We start from the raw sequence: 18336 nt of genomic DNA, 5'->3' as shown, positions 1-18336 counted from the left end.
GGGTGGCGTCCCCCTCCCGGGGGAACCGGCGCAGCCGCTCAGGGGGGCTTCACCGTTCTGCGATGTAGTGCGACATGCGGACAGTTTCCCCGGGCGCCAAAAACGCCCGCACTTCGGTTTCCAGCGCCTGGTCGGCCATGGTGGCGCGTGCGCGCTGGTGCAGGTAGTCGGCCCAGGATTCAACGATGAAGCGCTCCACGTACCGCGAGGGTTCACCCAGGTCCTTGTACACGCGCCAGAAGGTGGCGCCGTCGCGCCTGCGTGGGGCCTTCATGCGGCTGATGGTGTCGAGGAAGGCTGCATCGGTGCCGGGCGCAATGCGGTAGCCCACCTCCACGGCCACGGGGCCGGCCTCGGGCAGGGGCTCGGCCTCGATGAAGAGCTCATCCCACGGTGTGGCCTGTGTCACTTCGTGCAGCCCACCCATGCGCAGCGGCATGGGGCGTGCCAGCAGCAGCCCCACACCCATGAGCGCTGCGGCCACGTACAGCGTGGGAGCCAGGCCCACGATGTCGGATGCGGCGCCCCAGAATGCCGAGCCCATGGCAAACGCGCCCAGCGCGGCCACCATGTGCATGGCCACGGCGCGGGATCGCACCCACTGAGGGGCACTGGCCTGCGTGGCGGTGTTGAAGGTGGACATCGCCGACATCCACGCCGCGCCCGCAAACAGCATGGCGATGTAAACCACCCACGCCACCTTGGTCAGCGCTGCCACCAGCATGGCGGCAGCAAACACCACGCCGCCCACGCCTACGATGACCTCCATGCCAAAGCGCGCGCGCAGCCGCCCCAGCACCAGGCCCACGGCCACGGCACCCGTGCCCAGACAACCCATCAGCAGCCCGAAACCCTGCGCACCGGTGCCCAGCTGGCGCTGCGCAATCACCGGCAGCAGCGCCCACAGTGCCGAGCCTGCCGCGCTGAACGCCATCACGCGCACCAGCTGCGCCAGGATGATGCGTGAGTGCCAGGCAAAACGCAGGCCACTGAGCGTGCCGCCCCATAGGCGCTCGGCGGGCAGCTTGGACGGCGGGTGTGCCTTGGGCGGCCAGCGGCGGATGGACTCCCACATCACCAGCGTTGTGGTCACCGTGACGGCAAACACCCAGCCCGCACCCAGCTGCGCAAACACCAGCCCGGCCAGCGTGGGCCCCACGGCGCGTGCGGCGTTGTAGGCGATGCTCACGGCGGTGATGGCCTGGGGCCACTCGTCGCGCGGAACCGGGTCGATGACGGATGAGTTCCACGCAGGCGTCAGCACCGCCGTGCAGCAGCCACACACAAACACCAGAAACAGCACCGACGCAGGCCCGCCCCAGCCGCCCAGCACCAGCAGCGTGAGCAGTGCACAGGCGCCCACCTGTGCCATCAGCGCGCCCGATATCAGCCTGCGCCGGTCGGTGGTGTCGGCAAGTACACCGGCAGGCAGGGCCAGCAAAAACATGGGCAAAAACACGGCCGTCTGTACCAGCGCCGCCAGGAACGACGAGCCCGTCAGCTCCACCATGAGCCACGCAGCGGCCATGGTCTGCATGCCGCTGCCCACAAAAAAGATGCCACCGCAGATCCACAGGCCTCGGAAAGCGGGTTGGCGCAGGGGGCTCCACAAAGAGGTCGGGGGTGATGACATGGCGTGTGGGCAAAGAAAAAGGCGGACCAGAAGGAATGCACTGGAGCAGCCACGCTCACCGCTGCGACCTTTGCCAACGCGTCCCGCCGTTGGGTGCGGCCCTGTGCAGTCAATCCCCAAAACGGGGGATGACGCTGAGGTGGGCATTTGTTAGTATTTGTGCGTGTTGTAGCTATTTGTATAAAGCAGTGGCAAGCCTAGGTCAATTCACCGACGGAGGAGAGGGTATGTTGAAAAATAGCATTATTTCTTTGGGGTTTATTTGCGTGACTGGATTTGCACACGCAGATCTTAAAAATATCAGCGCGACCGGAGTTCATTCTGCAACCAATCTGGAAGCCATCGCTTGCACTATAGCTGGATACGATGGGCCGTCGTACCGTGGGACCAAAGTGCTGTATATCTTTGCCGAATCGACGGGTAATGGGCGTGATCCGATGCTCAGAGTCAGCTCGCTGAAATACAACTATGTGATGCAAAACGACGACTGGGAGGAGGAGTACTACGTCAACGGTTCAGCACGAACCCCTGTGCCGGCATCCTTGTATTCCAGCTTTATGCGGATTCCTAATCGGGCTACTGACGCGGCAGTCATTTATTTTGCAGACCCCGGGGAGGCTGTTTGTGCTTTCACCAAGGAGTATGCAAATGATGGAAACCTTTATCAGGTTCAAATTTCTTTTACCGACGTCACGGCGGCCATTACGGCGGCAGGAATCCGATCTTCAGCAAACGATGCCGCTGTGGATCCAAATGGAATGCTGCGAGCTGACTTGAACCAGCTCATGGACATTCAGGCAAATACTGAAAAATAGGAATCTGCGATTCCAGGGGGTTTGGGAAGTACCGCTGGTGGCGCTGCCGTCACCAGTCTTGGTCTGTTCGCGAGGTGTTCCGGCCCCCGCGCAACCGGTAAGTGCGCGGCACATCGGTGCGGCTTGCCACCAGGGCTTCCGCCCGTTTTTGCATATCGGCCAGCGCGTGGTCCAGGGCCTGAACCGTGCCCGTGTTCAGGCCCGCCAGCAGTTCCTGGTTAAGCGCCTTCACCTGGGGGAACAGCTGATCGTGCAGCGCCTGCCCCGCCGGGGTGAGCGATAGCACCGCTTGGCGCCGGTCGCCCGGCATCGCATCGCGGGTGAGCAGCTTTTTGGCCAGTAGCGACGTGATGGCGCGTGACGTGCGCGACCGGTCCAGCCCCAGCCGCTGGGCCAGCTCGGCCGGGGGCATGCCCGGGTGCTGCGCCAGCATCATCAGCAGCCCCCACTCGCGCCGCGTGATGCCGTAGCCCCCTTCGCACAGCCGCACCACCAAGCTGCCCGCGACGGCCAGCAGTCGGTTCAGGCGGTACATCAACAGGTCGTTGGCCGCTTCCGGATGGGTCAGGCGGTGGCCCGGCTCGGCGGGGCCTGGGGGTGCCGGGGTGGGCGCGGACATCAGGGTATTTCCGTGCAATAGTTGATTAGATCAATCGATTGTGTGGCCAATACAGTGCGCCCATCAACCTGCGCGATGGTGCAGGGCCCTGCAATTGTCCATGGAGACTTTTCGACGATGCGCAAACCCCTTTCTTCTGTACTGGCCATAGCGCTGGCCCTGGCCGCCTCCATCACGCAAGCGCAGGAAGCCCCGCTGCGCATCGTGGTGGGCTACGCCCCCGGCGGCTCTACCGACCGCGTGGCCCGCATCGTGGCTGACAAGCTGGGCAGCAAACTGGGCACGCCCGTCATCGTGGAGAACAAGACCGGCGCGGGCGGCCGGCTCTCGGCACAGGCCGTCAAAGCCGCGCCCACCCACCAGCCCACGCTGCTGCTGGCCAACCCGGCCGTGATGCTGGTGGCGCCCCTGGTGTTCCCCGATGCGGGCTACGACCCCGAGCGCGACTTCCGCCCCGTGAGCCATGTCAACAGCTACGAGTTCGGCGTGGCCGTGGGCAGCGCCGTGCCGGTGAAAGAACTGCCACACCTCATGGCCTGGCTGCGCGCCAACCCCGACAAGGCCAACTTCGGCGTGCCCGCCACCGGGAGCCTGCCGCACTTTTTTGGCCTGATGGTGGGCGACGCGGCCAAGGTGCGCGCCGAGGTGGTGGGCTACCGGGGCTCGGCGCCGCTGCTCAACGACCTGCTCGGCGGCCAGGTGCCCGTGGCGTTCGACACGTTTGACACCCTGCTGCCCCAGCACGAAGCGGGCAAGATCCGCATCCTGGCGGTGTCGGGTGCCAAGCGCAGCGCGCTGGATGGAAAGATCCCCACCTTCAAGGAAAGCGGTTTGGACCTGGCTGCGACCGGATGGAACACCTTCTTTGCGCCCATGGGCATGCCCAAAGCGCAGGCCGAGCGCCTAGCCGGTCTGATCCATGAGGTGATGAAAGACCCGGATACCCAGCGCAAGTTCGAGACCGCCAAGATGGAGCCCGTGGTGGCGACCATGGCGCAGACCGAAGCCATGCTCAAGGCCTACCGCGCGCAATGGGCGCCGGTCGTGCAGCGCTCGGGCTTCAAACCATGACCACCCGCCCGAACATCATCTTCATCGTCGCCGACGACCTCGGCTATGCCGACCTGGGCTGCTACGGCGGGCGCGACGCGGCGTTTGGCCCGGTGTCTCCGGTGCTCGACCAACTGGCGGCCAACGGTCTCAAGCTCACGCAGGGCTACTCCAATTCCCCCGTCTGCTCACCCACGCGTTTTGCGCTGATGACCGCGCGCTACCAGTACCGCCTGCGCGGCGCGGCCGAGGAACCCATCAACAGCAAAAGCCGGGGCAGCACCACGCTGGGCCTGCCGTCCGAGCACCCCACACTGCCGTCGCTGCTGCGCGCTTCGGGTTACCGCACGGCGCTGATGGGCAAATGGCACCTGGGCTACCCGCCCGCGTTCGGGCCGCTGCGCTCGGGCTACGAAGAGTTCTTCGGGCCCATGTCGGGCGGGGTGGACTACTTCACCCACTGCAGCTCCAACGGCACGCACGACCTGTACCTGGGCGAAGAAGAAAAGCAGCAGGACGGCTACCTCACCGACCTCATCACCGACCACGCGCTCGACTACGTAGCACGCATGGCGCCGGGCGCGCAGGCGGGTATGCCGTTCTTCTTGAGCCTGCACTACACCGCGCCCCACTGGCCGTGGGAGACCCGCGACGACGAGGCGCTGGCAGCGGAGGTCAAGGGCAACCTGTTCCATCTGCACGGCGGCAACATCGAGACCTACCGCCGCATGATCCACCACATGGACGAGGGCATCGGCCGCATCATGGCCGCGCTGCAGCGCCATGGCATCGATCGCGACACGCTGGTCGTTTTCACCAGCGACAACGGCGGCGAGCGCTTTTCGGACAGCTGGCCCCTGGTGGGCGGCAAGATGGACCTGACCGAAGGCGGCATCCGCGTGCCCTGGATTGCCCACTGGCCTGCGGTGATCGCCCCCGGCGGCGTGAGCGCGCAGACCTGCATGACCATGGACTGGTCGGCCACCATGCTAGACGCCGCAGGGGCCCGCGCGCATGTGGACTACCCACTGGACGGCCGCTCACTGATGTCGCTGCTGCGCGATGCCAACGTGATCGACGAGCCCCCGCTGTTCTGGCGCATGAACCACCGGGGCCAGCGCGCCATGCGCCAGGGCGTTTGGAAGTACCTGCGCGTGGATGGCAACGACTACCTGTTCAACCTGGCCGACGATGAACGCGAGCGCGCCAACCGCGCGCCTGTGGAGCCCGAACGCCTGCAGACCATGCGCGCCGCGTGGGAGGCCTGGAATGCGACCATGCCCGCCATTCCTGACGATGCCACGGTGAGCCTGGGGTACTCGGTGAAGGACATGCCGCAGCGCTGAGCATGGCGGGCAGGTCGTCAGGAGTGTGGGCGGGAGGGCTTGCCCTGTTGCCTGCCCGGCACGCTTGCCGGTAGATTGGGCGCCATGCCTGCCGCTGCCCCTGCGCCTTCGTCCAACGCTGCTCTGCGCCAGTGGACCACCGACGTGGTGGCGCCGCCTGCGCGCCTGGACTACTGGGTGGGTGCGATCTGCGAGGCGTTTCTGGAGATGGACTGCAGCTCCCGCGAGGCGCCGCTGTTTGGCGGGGAGCTGCAAAGCCTGCCGGTGGAGACGCTGTCCATCAACCGCGTGCGGGCCTCCACCCAGGATGTGTTTCGCACGCCCGAAGGCATTGCGCGCAGCCGCCAGCTGCCTTTCTACCTGATCGGCCAGGCCGAGACCGCGTGGCATGTGCGCCAGGACGGCCATGTGGCCCACCTGCGCCCGGGCGATGTGGTGCTGCTGGATTCGGCCCGGCCCTATGAACTGCACTTTCCTGAAGGCGTGCACTGTGTGTCGCTGCAGCTTCCGCGCGCCTGGGTGGGGCAGTGGCTGCAGCAGGCCGAGGCGCCCGGGCCGCGTGTGGCCTGGCGCGACCAGGGCTGGGGCCAGAGCCTGGGGGCGCTGACCGTGCAGCTGGCGCGTGACCCGTCCTCGGCGCAGGCCCTGCCGCCTGCGTTGCTGTCCGACCACCTGGGCGCGTTGTTGTGCGCTGCGCTGGAGCCGCCTCTTTCACCGGCACCCACGGCGGCGCGCAGCCTGCATGCCCATCTGTGTGCGCTGCTGCAGGCGCGCATCGACCAGCCGGGCCTCTCGGCCCCGGCGCTGGCGCAGGAGGCGGGCGTGTCGCTGCGCACCCTGCACCGGGCCTTTGCGGCGCAGGGCCACACCTTTGCGGGCACCTTGCGCGAACTGCGCCTGGCGCGTGCAGGCGAGCTGCTGCGCCGCCCCCAGCTGGCCCATGTGGCCGTGGGCGAGATTGGGCGGCGCTGCGGCTTTGCGGACCCTTCGCATTTCGCGCGCGCCTTCCAGCGCGCCATGGGCGTGTCGCCCGCGCAGTGGCGGCGCGGCGGCTGATTCCGTTTCCAAATCATCCGTGTCGTTGTTGCTTCGCCTTGCCGTGCTACAGCACTGTCTGTGGCTTCGCGCCTAGACACGAATGATTTGGAAACGGAATGAGGCCAAGCGTTGAGACGGCCGCGCTGGCCTGTTGGTGAGCGCTCTGGCACATCCAGCACAGCAGGCTGGCACGCGCGGGCCATTCCGTGCCACCGGGTGTTTCTAAGGTAGCGGCAGGGCGGATTGCCCAGTCCTGCAACACAACCCCAAGGAGACACACATGCCGGATACCTATGTCCTGGTCCATGGCGCCTGGCACACCGGTGCCGAAATGGAAGCCACCGCCACCCACCTGCGCGCGCGCGGCCACACCGTGCATTGCCCCACGCTGGCAGGCAACCGCCCCGGCGACGACCGCGCGGCCACGGGTCTCGCCGACGCGGTGGATTCGCTGGCGGCCTTCATCGAAGGCCAGGGCCTGACCGACGTGCGCCTGGTGGGCCACAGCTACGGCGGCATGGTCATCAGCCACATGCCCGCGCGTCTGCCTGGGCGCATCTGCCGTCTGGTGTACTGGAACGCCTTCGTGCCGCAGCCTGGCGAATGCCTGAATGACCTGGTGCCGCCGCATTACCGCGCGCTGTTCGACCAGGTGGCGGCCAGCAGTGGCAATGCCGTGATGCTGCCGTACCCCATCTGGCGCGAGGCCTTCATCAACGATGCCGACGAGGCCCTGGCGCAAAGCACCTACGCGCTGCTCAACCCCCATCCCTACCGCACCTTCACCGAACCGGCGCAGCTGCCCGTGCCGCTGGCCGCGCTGGAGGTGGGCAAGAGCTACCTCAACGCGCAGCAGGACACTGCGCTGCCGCACAGCCTGCCCTGGCACCCGCGCCTGTCGGAGCGGCTGGGCCTGTTCCGCCTGGTGGAGTGCCCGGGCAGCCATGAGCTGTGCTTTTCCGACCCGGCATCGGCTGCCTTGCACATCGAGCGGGCAGGGCGCGACTGAAGGGAACCAGAGCTTTTTTGCGCTGACTACAAGGCTTTTGGCCTCTTGCGCCTGCTGGGTAAGCGCTGATTGCTATCAATTCAGGAGTGATCCGCTGCTCCCCGCCTCCAGCAGCCGCGTGAGCAGCGGGTGCATCACCTTGCGGGCGCTGTAGATCAGGTGGAACTGCTCCTGCACGTCGGGTGCGGTACCCACCTGCACCAGCCCGTGGGTCTGTGCCAGGTGCTCGCCCAGCGACACCGGCGCGGGCATCACACCCATGCCGGTGGCGGCAAAGGTGCTCAGCAGCGCGCTGTCTTCAAACTCCCCAGCGATGCGCGGACGGATGCGTTCGCGTTCCAGCCAGTGGTCGATGCGCGCGCGCATGGCGGCGTGGTCGGTGGGCAGCAGCACGGGCACCACGGCCAGGCTGTGGGGGAAGTTGTTGGCCGCCGCCTCGGCCCACAGCGGCGGCGCGTACCAGGCGATGGCGCTCGTGCCCAGCAGCTGGCTGGTGGTGCGCAGGGCCGGGTTGGGCGGCGCGGCGCGGTCGGCCAGTACCGCGTCGAGCTTGTGCAGCGCCAGCTCGCCCAAGAGGGGCTGGAACTCGCCCTCGTGGCACAGCAGGCGCAGGTGGGGTTCGTCCAGCACGGGGGTCAGCAGCCGGTGCACGGCCAGCTTGGCAATGCCGTCGGAGATGCCCAGGTTCAGCCGCAGCGTCTGGCCGCTGGCGGCCTCGCGCACGCGCACGGGCAGCAGCTCGCCCAGCGCAAAGATGTGGTCGGCCTCGTGCAGCGCGGCCACGCCCGCGTCGGTGAGCACCAGGTTGCGGCCCTCGGTGCGCAGCAGGCTCACGCCCAGCGACTTTTCAAGCTCCCGCACCTGGGCGCTGATGGTCTGCATGGCCATGTCCAGCCGCTCGGCGGCGCGGGCGATACCGCCCTCCTTGGCCACCACCCAGAAGTAGAAAAGATGGCGGTAGTTGAAGCTCTGGCTCATGGGCATCCCTCTCGGATGAATCGGTTGGTTCGTAAAAACCGAACCAATACTACTGTGATCACAGGTTTTAAAGAAGTACCCCAGCCCCTACAGTCCGGGGCTTGGGCGTCCAGCGTGCCTGGGCGTGTGAGGGCATCTTTGGAGAAACTTGATGGAAACGATCGGAACGTGGTGGATGTGGGTGGGATTTGCCGTCTTCGTGGTCATCGCCATTGGCGTTGACCTGCTGGTCATGGAGCGCCAGGGGGCGCACAAGGTCACCATGGGCGAGGCAGCGCGCTGGAGTCTTTTGTGGTTCTCACTGGCGTTTGTGTTCGTGGCCATTCTGTGGTGGTATCTGGACGGAAGCCAGGGCCGTGAGATTGCCAACACCGTCTCGATGCAGTTCATCACCGGCTATCTGGTCGAAAAGAGCCTGTCGGTGGACAACATCTTTGTCTTCCTGATGCTGTTCAGCTACTTCGCGGTGCCGCCGCAGTACCAGAAGCGTGCGCTCATCATCGGCATCATCGGTGCCATCGTGCTGCGCACGCTGCTGATCCTGGCAGGCGCCTGGCTGCTGGCCACCTTCCACTGGCTGCTGTATGTGTTTGGTGCGTTCCTGGTCGTCACGGGTGTGAAGATGTGGTTTGCCGCCGGGCAGGAGCCCGACATCGCCACCAACCCGGTGCTCAAGTTCCTGAAGAAGCGCATTCGCATCACCGACCAGTTCGATGGCGAGAAGCTCTCGACCATGATCAATGGCGTCAAGCACTACACCCCGCTGTTCGTGGTGCTGATCCTGATCGGCACGACCGACATCATCTTTGCGGTGGACAGCATCCCGGCGATCTTCGCCATCACCAGCGACCCGTTCATCGTGCTCACGGCCAACATCTTCGCCATCCTGGGCCTGCGTGCGCTGTACTTCCTGCTGGCTGACCTGGCGAACCGTTTCCACTTGCTGGCCTATGGCCTGGCGCTGGTGCTCGTGTTCATCGGCGGCAAGATGCTGCTCATCGACTTTGTGAAGATCCCGATCGGCTATGCGCTGCTGGTGACGGCGTCGCTGATTGCTGGCTCGATCTTCCTGTCGCTGCGCAGCTCGGGTGAAAGCGCCCATGGCGCTCCGGCCTTGCCGCGCAAGGACTGAGTGCAGTGGTAAGCCAGATGCTTTGTTCATTGCGCCGCTGGCTGCGCGCCCTGGAGCCACGCGCCCGCGCACACCTGGACCGGGACTGGCTCATCCGCCTGCGCCCCTGGCTGGAGCGGCGCGAGCTGTTTCGCTTTCAGCGCCAGCCCCTGGCGCGCGGGGTGGCGGCGGGCTTGTTCTGTGGGCTGATCCCCGGGCCGCTGCAGATTCCGGGCACGCTGCTGGTCTGCGCCTGGCTGCGCGGCAACATCGTGGCGGGCGGGGTGGCCACGTTCTATACCAATCCGCTCACCACCGTACCGCTGTATGCACTGGCCTTCTATCTGGGCGCGTTGGTGATGCCGGGCACCCAGACTTTGCCCGCGTGGAGCAGCGTGGTGCCGGGCGGAGACTTCTCGGTGCAGGCGCTGGGCGCCTGGATGCAGGCCCTGGGCGCACCGCTACTGGTGGGCCTGCCCACGCTGGGCCTGGTGATGGCGGCGCTGGGCTATGCCACGGTGCAACTTTTGTGGCTGGCGCCCGCCCTGCAGCGCAAGCGGCGGCTGGCACGCAGCCGCTGAGCGTCCTGCGACAGGAGCGTGGCTTTTGTCAGCGCCACCGTGGAACTGGTTTTGCCAGGCCATGGGTGGCGTCCCCTCCAGGGGAAAACGGCGCAGCCGTTCAGGGAGTTAATCGAGTTTCACGCCCACCTTCGTAATGACTCGGCCCCACTTTTCCCGCTCGGCACGCGCAAAGCTGCCCATCTGGGCGGCCGTGCCGGGCATGGGTTCCACACCCAGGGCCTGCAGCCGGGCCTTGGTGCGTGTGTCGGCCAGGGCCGTCTGCAGCGCCTTGCTGAAACTCGCGGCCACATCGGCCGATGCGCCCGCGGGCACCACCAGGCCCTGCCATGCAAAACCTTCAAACCCTTGCAGGCCCTGTTCGGACATCGTGGGCACATCGGGCATGGTCGTCACGCGCTGCGGGCTGGCCACACCAATGGCCTTGACCTTGCCGCCGTTGAGAAACGGGTACACCGTGGCGCTGTCGATCCACATCGCGGGCACCTGACCACCAATCACATCCTGGATCGCCGGAGCCGCGCCGCGATACGGCACATGCGTGAGCTTGAGCCCGCTTTGCTCGCGGAACAGTTCGCCCACCAGATGGTGCGGGCTGCCCGGCCCGGCGGATGCCCAGTTCACGCCATCGGCCTGCCCCTTGGCCCAGGCCATGAATTCCTTGAGGTTCTTGGCGGGCACGTTGTTGGACACCACCAGGAACATCGGAAAGCGCACCAGCAGGCCCACGGGTTGGAAGTCCTTCTCGGCGTTGTAGGCGAGCTTGCTGAACAAGAACGGGTTGGCCGCCAGCGTGGCGAAGTCGGCCGAGAACATCAGGTTGCCAAAGTCCTTGTTGCGCGCACTGTACTCGGCCGCGATGTTGGTGCCCGCGCCGGGTTTGTTGTTGATGACGATGGGGCGGCCCAGCGTGGCCGACATGGATTCGGCAATCGTGCGCGCCACGATGTCTGAGCCGCCACCTGCCGCGTAGCCCACCACCCATTCGAGCGGTTTGGTGTCCTGGGCGTGGGCCAGGGGGAGGGTGGTGGCCAGGGCCAACCCGGCAAGGGTGGCGAGGAAGTGTTTGCGCTGCATGTGTTGTCTCCGTGGTGTTGTCAAAAAATGAAGGCAAAGCCTGGGCCCCGCACCGTCTGCGCGGTGTTGGAGCTGTGGGGTAAAAAAGGTGAGGCTAGGCCACCACCGCGTGGGTGGGCACCACCGGCGTGATCGCCGGGGTGGTGCGCCGGTCGGACGTGGGCACGGCACTGCCGCGCGCCAGTTGCAGCGCGTGCTGCAGCGTGGCCTGGTCGCCGATGTGGTTGGCCAGCAGCAGCACCAGGCGTGCGTTCATGGCGTGGCTCTCGGGCGTGGACAGGCCATGGTGCGCGGCAATCAGCGCTTCATAAAAGTCGTCGCAGGCCTGCAGGTTCGGTTGGGTGTTCAGCATGGGCATGTTCCTTGTCGTCTTGCTGGTCAGACGGCTGCGGCCGTGGCACGGGCCAGTGCGCTGCGCACAGCCGCTTCGGTGGGCGTGCGCCAGCGGGCGCACACATGCTGGTCGGGCCGCACCAGGTACACGGTGCGCGGCAGCGCATCCAGCCGCTGGGCGGCCAGCGCCTGGTGGTCGATCACGTCGATGCCGATCTGCAGCACCTTCACACCGGGCAGGTCACGCGCCCACGCAGGGGCTGGGCCAAACACCAGCAGCGTGAAGTCCGGCCCCAGCTCGCGCAGCAGCCAGGTGGGCTGGCCCTGCTTCGTTAAGGGCGCGTCCAGCAGCACGGCACCGGGCACCTGGGTGCCTGCGAAGTGATCGGTATCCGGCGTGTTCAGGGGCGACTGGTGCAGCGTGGCGGGCACCGACAGGCGGCCGCTGTTGACGATGCGCCTTGCAAACGCATGTTCGCGCGCCAGATGCAGTGCCGCGTCGCGGAACAGGCGGCTCACATCGCTCTTGGGCGTGATGAAGTCGGTGGCGCGGGTGGAGTTGCACAGGTTCTCATCGGCCGCGTATTCACGCTCGGGGCCATACGTGCCCACCAGCGCGGGGCTCGCGCGGCCCCGGAGCACCCAATCGAGCTTCCAGGCAAGGTTCTCGGCGTCCTGCACGCCGCTGTTGGCGCCGCGTGCGCCGAAGGGCGAGACGCCGTGGGCGCTGTCGCCCGCAAAGATGACGCGGCCGTGCACGAACTGGTCCATGCGCAGGCAGGCAAAGGTGTAGACGCTCGCCCAGTCCAGCTCAAACTGCGCATCCGCGCCCAGCAGCGCCTTCACGCGCGGGATGATGTTTTCGGGCTTTTTTTCTTCTTCGGGGTCGGCGTCCCAGCCCAGCTGGAAGTCGATGCGCCAGACGTTGTCGGGCTGGCGGTGCAGCAGCACGCTCTGGTTGGGATGAAAGGGTGGGTCGAACCAGAACCAGCGCTCTGTGGGGAAGTTCGCCTCATCCGCCAGCTTCACGTCGGCGATCAGGAAGCGGTCCTGAAAAATGCGCCCCTTGCTCTCCAGTCCCAGCATCTGCCGCGTGGGCGAGCGTGCGCCGTCGCAAGCCACCAGCCATTGCGCATCCATCTGGTAGGCGCCCTCGGGCGTGTCGATGCTCAGCAGCGCGCCGTCCGCGCGGCTCTCCACCGCAGTGACCTTGTTGTGCCAGCGGATGTCGATGCCCGGCAACTGCAGCGCGCGCTCCACCAGGTAGGCCTCGGCGTAGTACTGCTGCAGGTTGATGAAGGCGGGGCGCTCGTGGCCTTCTTCGGGCAGCAGGTTGAATTCGTACAGCTGCTCGTCTTTGAGGAACACCTTGCCCAGGTTCCACGACACGCCCTTGTCCACCATGCGCTGGCCCACGCCCAGGCGGTCCCAGATTTCGAGCGTGCGCTTGGCAAAGCAGATGGCGCGCGAGCCGATGGAGAGCTTGTGGTCGTTGTCCAGCACCACCACACGCTGCCCGCGCTGGGCCAGGTCGATGGCCAGCGACAGGCCCACAGGGCCCGCGCCGATGACCACGATGGGGTGCTGTGCGGGCGTGGCGCGGTCCTGGTCGGGTGAGCGCACATAGCCGAAGTCGATGGCCTGCACCTCGGCGCCGTTGGCGTGGAAGGCTTCGGTGGGAATGTCTCTGGGGTTCATGTTTTTGTCTCCTCCAACCTCGGCGGCTCAGCCTTCCAAAGCCTTCCACATTTGAATGTCACGCTCGGCGGTCCAGATGCGTGGGTCGGGGTATTGCGTGGCCTCGTCGTACGCCCGGGTCACGTCAAACGGCATGCAGTGGTTGAAGATGACCCAGTGGCCGTACTTGGGCTGCAGCTTGGCGAACGTGGCTTCGTAGACCTTGCGCAGGTCTTCGCCCTGGGCGGCGCTGGCCTTCACGCTCTCGTACAGATCGCTGATGAAGGCGCGCGTGCCCGCCAGGCCCGCCTGCACCTGCTCGGGCGTCTGCAGCGCGGCGCCCCGGCCGGGCACCAGCTTCTCGGGCTTCAGCGCCGCGATGTTGTCCAGGGTCTGCGGCCAGTCCTGGAAATACGCATCGCCCGCATACGGCGTGGCGTCGAACTCCACCAGGTCGCCGCTGAACAGGATCTTTTCCTGCGGCAGCCAGGCCACCGTGTCGCCCTTGGTGTGGCCCCGGCCCAGTTGCAGGATCTGCACCTCCAGCTTGCCCAGCCACAGGGTCATCTTCCTGTTGAAGGTCATGGTCGGCCAGGTCAGGCCGTCCGGCACGCTCTCCACATTCTGGAACAGGCGCGGAAAGCGGCCGATCTCGCTGTCCTTGTCGAACTGGCCACGCTCCACGATCAGGTCGCGCGTGTCCTCGCTGGCAATGATGTGCTCGGCACCGTAAGCGCTGGCCCCCAGCACGCGCACCGCGTGGTAGTGGGAGAGCAGCACGTACTTGATGGGCTTGTCCGTCACCTCGCGGATGCGGCGGATCACGTCCTGCGCCATCACGGGCGTGGCCTGGGTGTCGATGACCATCACCGCGTCGTCGCCAATGATGATGCCGGTGTTGGGGTCGCCCTCGGCCGTGTAGGCATAGGCGTGGTCGGAGAGCTTGTCGAAGCTCACCTTCTTCACTTCGAGGTCGGCGGCGGAGGCAAAGGTTTTGACGGTGCTCATGGTGGTAATTTGTTAATGGTGAATGCGTTTATCTAAACGGAATGTTTTGATGTTAGGCAAGAAATTCGTTCATGTCTAACGCATTTGTTTAGGTGTAAACCCGAGGGGCAGATGGATGCTGCGCTGCGTGGACAATCGCCCCATGCCCACCACGATCCCCGACCTGCCCTCCGCCGACGACGAAGACACGCCCCGCAGCCCGCGCGGCATTCAGAGCGTGGAGGTGGGCGGCCAGCTGCTAAAGGTGCTGGCACGCACCGGCCGGCGCATGGCACTCAAGGACCTGGCCCGTGCGGCCGACATGACGGCCGCCAAGGCCCACCCCTACCTGGTGAGCTTTGGCAAGCTGGGCCTGATCGAGCAGGACGCCGTGAGCGGCCACTACGGCCTGGGCCCCTTGGCCATGCAGCTGGGCCTGATCAGCCTGCAGCAGGTGGACCCGGTGCGCCTGGCCATTGCCGAGCTGCCCGCGCTGGCCCAGCGCATCGGCTACACCGTGTCGGCCTCGGTCTGGGGCGACAACGGCCCCACCATCATTCGGGTGGAAGAAGGCCCCACGGCCGTGTACGTGGCTATGCGCCACGGCACCACGGCCTCGGTGCGGCACACGGCCACGGGCAAGGTGTTTGCAGCCTTCGGCCCGCGAGAGCGCGCTGCGGCTGCGCTGGCGGCCGAAGGGTTTGCGGGGGCCCTGGATGAACCCGCGTTTGCGGCCGAACTGGAGGCGGTGCGCCAGCACCAGATCAGCGAGGTGACCGACCAGCTCCTGCCCGGCATCAGCGCGCTGGCAACGCCGGTGTTTGACGGGTTTGGGCAGCTGGTGTTGTGCCTGGCGGTGATAGGGCCCAGCGCCACGCTGCAGACGGGGCCGGGCAGTGCTGCCGCAGGCCATCTGCGCGACACCGCGCGCAGCCTGTCGCAGCGCCTGGGCGCCGCGCAGGGCACCAAACCCTGAGCCGCCGTCAGCCGCCGCGCAATATGCGCGCCTTGATGCGGCTGAGCGCCACCGGCGTCACGCGCACATAGCTGGCAATGTCGCGCTGGCGCACCTGGGCGGCGATCTGCGGGTGCTGCTGCAGAAAGCGCCGGTAGCGCTCTTCGGGCGACAGGGTGAGCAACTCCATCTCGCGCTGCTCCTTGCGCTGGCCGTACATGCGGTAGGCATTGCTCAGCGCGCGTTGCCACCCCATGTGGCGCGCGGCCAGCGCTTCCAGCGCGGCATGGTCGATCTGCTCCACCGTGCAGGGCCCGCCTTCCGCCAGGGCGGTGTAGCTGGTAACGCCGCCCGGCTGCAGTGCCGTGAGGCTGGCAAAACACATGCCGGCCGGCACAAACCCCTTGACCCAGGCGTCACCTACGGCCGTCTCGTACACCATCTTGATGAGTCCTTGGTTCACCACAAACACCCGGGGCTGCGCCTCGCCCGCGTGGAACAGCACCTCGCCCGGCCGCAGCTGCCGCACCGTGGTGGCGCGGTCCAGAGCCTCCCACTCGGGCAGCGGGGCCTGTGCCAGTTGCTCCAGCACCGTGTGGGTGGAATGAGAAAAGGTCGGCAAAAGAGGACTCCGTTAACCCAGGTTATCGCCAGCACAGCACGCCATCGGCAGACTGCGGGCCATGTCTTGATTGTGCAAGGAGAAGTTGGAATGCAACGTTTGCTGCTGCCCCCTGTGGTCTGGTTTGCGTCGGTCGGTGCGATGGTGATTTTGCAGCGCACCTGGCCCGTGGCCGTGCTGCCCGCCGATGGGCGCGTGCTGGCCTGGTGGGCGGGGGGTGTGCTGGTGCTGGCGGGCCTGGCCATGGCCCAGTGGCATGCTCGCCTGTTCAAGCGCATCGGCACCAACATCAACACCTTTGGCGAGCCCGGCACGCTCACCACAGCAGGCCTGTTTGCACACACGCGCAACCCCATGTACCTGGGCATGCTGCTGGCCCTGGCGGGTGTGGCGCTGGCGCTGGGCACTTTGTCGCCGTGGTTGCTGGTGTTGCAGTTTTTTGTGCTCGCGCAGTGCTGGTACATCCCGCTCGAAGAGCGCAAGCTGGCGGCCCGTTTTGGACGCCAGTACGAGGACTACTGCCGGGATGTGCGGCGCTGGATCTAGGCTCCTTGAGAGCGCGCCAGTGCCTGGTCAACGTCCCACAGGATGTCGTCCAGGTCTTCAATCCCCACCGACAGCCGCACCATGTCCGCGCTCACGCCAGCGCGGGCCAGCTCTTTTTCGCTCAGTTGGCGGTGGGTGGTCGATGCGGGGTGGATCACCAGCGTCTTGGCGTCGCCGATGTTGGCGAGGTGGCTCAGGAACTCGCAGGCGTCGATGAACTTCTCGCCCGCCGCAGCGCCCCCCTTCACGCCGAACGTGAGGATGCCCGAGGCGCCCGGCGCCCCGTCCACAGCACGAAACTGCTTTTGCGCCAGATCGTAGTACGGCGAATCCGCCAGACCGGGGTAGTTGACCCACGCCACCTGTGGGTGGCTCTGCAAAAACTTCGCCACGGCCAGCGCATTGCGGCAGTGCTCGCGCATGCGCAGGTGCAGCGTCTCGGCGCCCTGCAACAGTTGCCACGCGTTCATGGGCGAGAGCACGCCGCCGAAGGTGCGGTTGACCTCCATGCGCGCCTTCATGGTGTAGCCAAAGTCGCCAAAGGTCTCGTAGAACTTCACGCCGTGGTAGGCGCGGCTGGGCTCCACCATCTCGGGGAACTTGCCGTTGTCCCACGGAAACTTGCCACCCTCCACCACCACGCCGCCCATGGTGGTGCCGTGGCCGCCGATGTACTTGGTGGCGCTGTGCACCACGATGTCGGCGCCGAGCTGCAAGGGGTTGCACAGGTAGGGGCTGGCCACCGTGTTGTCGATGACGAGCGGCACGCCGTGGGCATGCGCCACCTCGGCCACGGCCGCGATGTCAAGCACGTTGACCAGCGGGTTGCCGATGGTTTCGCCATACACGGCGCGGGTGTTGGGGCGCATGGCACGGGCAAAGTTCTCGGGGTCGGCCGGGTCCACAAAGGTGGTATCTATCCCTAAGCGCGCGAAGCCCACGCCCAGCTGCCCCACCGTGCCGCCATACAGCGTGCTGGCCGCCACGATGTGGTCCCCGGTCTTCAGGATGGCCAGCAGCGCCGCCATCTGCGCGGCCATGCCGCTGGCACAGGCCAGTGCGGCACGGCCGTTTTCGAGGCTCGCAATGCGCTCCTCGAACACCGCCACCGTGGGGTTGCTGATGCGGCTGTAGACGTTGCCAAAGGTCTGCAGGTTGAACAGGCTGCTGGCGTGCTCGGCGTTGTCGAACACAAAGCTCGTCGTCTGGTGGATGGGCGTGGCGCGTGCGCCAGTCACGGGGTCGGGCTGGGCGCCGGCGTGGATGGCGCGGGTGCCAAAGCCGAACTCGCGGTCGGCGCCATTGGAGGGGGCTGAGGACATGGGATTTTGAGGAAATTGGCTGCTAGCGCTTTATGGATAAGCGCTAATAGCTATGAATTTAATAGCTTTGAGCTTGGCTGCGAATTGGCTAGTAAGGCAGCTGCCGCAGGCGCTTGGCGCTGATGACCCGTGTGTTCACGCCCATCCAGCCCAGGCCGCCAAACAGCCGCGCGTGCTCGATCTTCACGCAGCGGTTTTCGATCACCTGCAGCCCGGCGGCCTCGGCGCGTTGCCTGGCCGCTTCGTTGAACACCCCCAGTTGCAGCCACAGGTACTTTGCGCCGATGGCGATGGCTTCATCGGCCAGCGGCGGGATGTCCTCACTTTTGCGAAAGCAGTCCACCATGTCGATCTTCTGCCCCTGCGCCGCCAGCGCGGCAGCGGCTTCGGTCACGCTGGCGTAGGCGGTTTCGCCCAGGATCTGCCCGCCCTCGCGCGCGACGAGCGGATTCACCGGCACGATGCGGTAGCCATGTGCCTGCATGTACTTGGCCGCGAAATAGCTGGGTCTGTGCCATTGGGGCGACAGTCCCACCACCGCAAGGGTGCGGCAGTGCGTCAGAATATCGCGCAGGGTGCTGATGGTGTCGGGCGTGCGTTTCATACATGGCAGTGTATGGGGGCGAACCGCTGCGGC

19 protein-coding genes are annotated in these 18336 nt (G+C 66.2%); 9 read left to right on the top strand and 10 right to left on the bottom strand.

The annotated features are described in order from the left end of the window. Nucleotides 1-49: 49 nt before the first annotated feature. Complete coding sequence (locus KW832_RS21915) at nt 50-1633, bottom strand: MFS transporter (protein WP_055398942.1); 1584 nt, start codon at nt 1631-1633, stop codon at nt 50-52. 227 nt (nt 1634-1860) lie between these two features. On the opposite strand from KW832_RS21915, the gene KW832_RS21910 reads away from it, so the two are divergent. Further along, nucleotides 1861-2448, top strand: coding sequence for a hypothetical protein (locus tag KW832_RS21910; protein WP_218301537.1), 588 nt, complete (start codon nt 1861-1863; stop codon nt 2446-2448). A gap of 49 nt (nt 2449-2497) precedes the next feature. Here the strand turns inward: KW832_RS21910 and KW832_RS21905 are convergent, their stop codons facing one another. After that, complete coding sequence (locus KW832_RS21905) at nt 2498-3067, bottom strand: MarR family winged helix-turn-helix transcriptional regulator (RefSeq protein WP_218301538.1); 570 nt, start codon at nt 3065-3067, stop codon at nt 2498-2500. 117 nt (nt 3068-3184) lie between these two features. Here KW832_RS21905 and KW832_RS21900 point away from each other — a divergent pair, with 117 nt between their 5' ends. From KW832_RS21900 to KW832_RS21885, 4 genes are all read left to right on the top strand, one after another. After that, on the top strand, nt 3185-4138 hold the full coding sequence (locus KW832_RS21900) for a Bug family tripartite tricarboxylate transporter substrate binding protein (protein ID WP_218301539.1): 954 nt from the start codon (nt 3185-3187) through the stop codon (nt 4136-4138). Beyond that, the gene (locus KW832_RS21895; RefSeq protein WP_218301540.1) at nt 4135-5463 is read left to right on the top strand and encodes a sulfatase; all 1329 of its coding nucleotides are present in this window, start codon (nt 4135-4137) and stop codon (nt 5461-5463) included. Before KW832_RS21900 ends, KW832_RS21895 begins: the two co-directional genes overlap by 4 nt. Before the next feature lie 84 nt (nt 5464-5547). After that, the gene (locus tag KW832_RS21890) at nt 5548-6519 is read left to right on the top strand and encodes a helix-turn-helix domain-containing protein (protein ID WP_218301541.1); all 972 of its coding nucleotides are present in this window, start codon (nt 5548-5550) and stop codon (nt 6517-6519) included. A 262-nt stretch (nt 6520-6781) separates the two neighbouring features. After that, nucleotides 6782-7510, top strand: coding sequence for an alpha/beta hydrolase (locus KW832_RS21885; RefSeq protein WP_218301542.1), 729 nt, complete (start codon nt 6782-6784; stop codon nt 7508-7510). 75 nt (nt 7511-7585) lie between these two features. On the opposite strand, the gene KW832_RS21880 is transcribed toward KW832_RS21885, so the two are convergent. Beyond that, nucleotides 7586-8488: a LysR family transcriptional regulator gene (locus KW832_RS21880; protein WP_218301543.1), complete on the bottom strand. Its 903-nt coding sequence runs from the start codon at nt 8486-8488 to the stop codon at nt 7586-7588. Nucleotides 8489-8639: 151 nt separating this feature from the next. Between KW832_RS21880 and KW832_RS21875 the strand changes: the two genes are divergently transcribed. Both KW832_RS21875 and KW832_RS21870 read left to right on the top strand, forming a co-directional pair. Next, the gene (locus KW832_RS21875; protein ID WP_218301544.1) at nt 8640-9620 is read left to right on the top strand and encodes a TerC family protein; all 981 of its coding nucleotides are present in this window, start codon (nt 8640-8642) and stop codon (nt 9618-9620) included. A 17-nt stretch (nt 9621-9637) separates the two neighbouring features. Then, complete coding sequence (locus KW832_RS21870; protein WP_218301545.1) at nt 9638-10180, top strand: DUF2062 domain-containing protein; 543 nt, start codon at nt 9638-9640, stop codon at nt 10178-10180. A gap of 108 nt (nt 10181-10288) precedes the next feature. Here the strand turns inward: KW832_RS21870 and KW832_RS21865 are convergent, their stop codons facing one another. From KW832_RS21865 to KW832_RS21850, 4 genes are all read right to left on the bottom strand, one after another. After that, nucleotides 10289-11257: a tripartite tricarboxylate transporter substrate binding protein gene (locus tag KW832_RS21865; protein ID WP_218301546.1), complete on the bottom strand. Its 969-nt coding sequence runs from the start codon at nt 11255-11257 to the stop codon at nt 10289-10291. Between the two features lie 94 nt (nt 11258-11351). Then, a complete protein-coding gene (locus KW832_RS21860) occupies nt 11352-11609 on the bottom strand; it encodes a DUF2783 domain-containing protein (RefSeq protein ID WP_218301547.1) in 258 nt (85 codons plus the stop codon). Between the two features lie 26 nt (nt 11610-11635). Further along, nucleotides 11636-13288, bottom strand: a complete 1653-nt coding sequence (locus KW832_RS21855; RefSeq protein WP_218301548.1) for an FAD-dependent oxidoreductase — start codon at nt 13286-13288, stop codon at nt 11636-11638. Nucleotides 13289-13315: 27 nt separating this feature from the next. Continuing rightward, a complete protein-coding gene (locus KW832_RS21850) occupies nt 13316-14275 on the bottom strand; it encodes an MBL fold metallo-hydrolase (RefSeq protein ID WP_218301549.1) in 960 nt (319 codons plus the stop codon). A gap of 142 nt (nt 14276-14417) precedes the next feature. Between KW832_RS21850 and KW832_RS21845 the strand changes: the two genes are divergently transcribed. Continuing rightward, entirely contained in the window at nt 14418-15230 is an 813-nt protein-coding gene (locus KW832_RS21845; RefSeq protein ID WP_218301550.1) for an IclR family transcriptional regulator, read from the top strand. A gap of 7 nt (nt 15231-15237) precedes the next feature. Here KW832_RS21845 and KW832_RS21840 read toward each other — a convergent pair whose 3' ends face one another. Further along, nucleotides 15238-15831 (bottom strand): Crp/Fnr family transcriptional regulator, encoded by a 594-nt coding sequence (locus tag KW832_RS21840; RefSeq protein ID WP_218301551.1) that lies wholly within the window; start codon nt 15829-15831, stop codon nt 15238-15240. Between the two features lie 90 nt (nt 15832-15921). On the opposite strand from KW832_RS21840, the gene KW832_RS21835 reads away from it, so the two are divergent. Further along, a complete protein-coding gene (locus tag KW832_RS21835; RefSeq protein ID WP_218301552.1) occupies nt 15922-16377 on the top strand; it encodes an isoprenylcysteine carboxylmethyltransferase family protein in 456 nt (151 codons plus the stop codon). On the opposite strand, the gene KW832_RS21830 is transcribed toward KW832_RS21835, so the two are convergent. Both KW832_RS21830 and KW832_RS21825 read right to left on the bottom strand, forming a co-directional pair. After that, a complete protein-coding gene (locus tag KW832_RS21830; protein WP_218301553.1) occupies nt 16374-17699 on the bottom strand; it encodes an O-acetylhomoserine aminocarboxypropyltransferase/cysteine synthase family protein in 1326 nt (441 codons plus the stop codon). The genes KW832_RS21835 and KW832_RS21830 overlap by 4 nt on opposite strands. A gap of 88 nt (nt 17700-17787) precedes the next feature. Further along, a complete protein-coding gene (locus KW832_RS21825; RefSeq protein ID WP_218301554.1) occupies nt 17788-18303 on the bottom strand; it encodes a CoA-binding protein in 516 nt (171 codons plus the stop codon). Between the last annotated feature and the right edge of the window lie 33 nt (nt 18304-18336).

Origin of the sequence: Acidovorax sp. sif0632 (assembly GCF_019218805.1) — a bacterium.
GTDB lineage: Bacteria > Pseudomonadota > Gammaproteobacteria > Burkholderiales > Burkholderiaceae_C > Acidovorax > Acidovorax facilis.
This window is presented reverse-complemented; position numbering and strand designations above follow the sequence as displayed.

Coding starts and splice junctions, on each gene's coding strand:
- KW832_RS21905 (WP_218301538.1), bottom strand. CDS start 3,067: ATGTCCGCGCCCACCCCGGCACCCCCAGGCCCCGCCGAGCCGGGCCAC.
- KW832_RS21910 (WP_218301537.1), top strand. CDS start 1,861: ATGTTGAAAAATAGCATTATTTCTTTGGGGTTTATTTGCGTGACTGGA.
- KW832_RS21855 (WP_218301548.1), bottom strand. CDS start 13,288: ATGAACCCCAGAGACATTCCCACCGAAGCCTTCCACGCCAACGGCGCC.
- KW832_RS21915 (WP_055398942.1), bottom strand. CDS start 1,633: ATGTCATCACCCCCGACCTCTTTGTGGAGCCCCCTGCGCCAACCCGCT.
- KW832_RS21860 (WP_218301547.1), bottom strand. CDS start 11,609: ATGCTGAACACCCAACCGAACCTGCAGGCCTGCGACGACTTTTATGAA.
- KW832_RS21865 (WP_218301546.1), bottom strand. CDS start 11,257: ATGCAGCGCAAACACTTCCTCGCCACCCTTGCCGGGTTGGCCCTGGCC.
- KW832_RS21875 (WP_218301544.1), top strand. CDS start 8,640: ATGGAAACGATCGGAACGTGGTGGATGTGGGTGGGATTTGCCGTCTTC.
- KW832_RS21895 (WP_218301540.1), top strand. CDS start 4,135: ATGACCACCCGCCCGAACATCATCTTCATCGTCGCCGACGACCTCGGC.
- KW832_RS21885 (WP_218301542.1), top strand. CDS start 6,782: ATGCCGGATACCTATGTCCTGGTCCATGGCGCCTGGCACACCGGTGCC.
- KW832_RS21890 (WP_218301541.1), top strand. CDS start 5,548: ATGCCTGCCGCTGCCCCTGCGCCTTCGTCCAACGCTGCTCTGCGCCAG.
- KW832_RS21825 (WP_218301554.1), bottom strand. CDS start 18,303: ATGAAACGCACGCCCGACACCATCAGCACCCTGCGCGATATTCTGACG.
- KW832_RS21845 (WP_218301550.1), top strand. CDS start 14,418: ATGCCCACCACGATCCCCGACCTGCCCTCCGCCGACGACGAAGACACG.
- KW832_RS21835 (WP_218301552.1), top strand. CDS start 15,922: ATGCAACGTTTGCTGCTGCCCCCTGTGGTCTGGTTTGCGTCGGTCGGT.
- KW832_RS21880 (WP_218301543.1), bottom strand. CDS start 8,488: ATGAGCCAGAGCTTCAACTACCGCCATCTTTTCTACTTCTGGGTGGTG.
- KW832_RS21850 (WP_218301549.1), bottom strand. CDS start 14,275: ATGAGCACCGTCAAAACCTTTGCCTCCGCCGCCGACCTCGAAGTGAAG.
- KW832_RS21900 (WP_218301539.1), top strand. CDS start 3,185: ATGCGCAAACCCCTTTCTTCTGTACTGGCCATAGCGCTGGCCCTGGCC.
- KW832_RS21830 (WP_218301553.1), bottom strand. CDS start 17,699: ATGTCCTCAGCCCCCTCCAATGGCGCCGACCGCGAGTTCGGCTTTGGC.
- KW832_RS21870 (WP_218301545.1), top strand. CDS start 9,638: ATGCTTTGTTCATTGCGCCGCTGGCTGCGCGCCCTGGAGCCACGCGCC.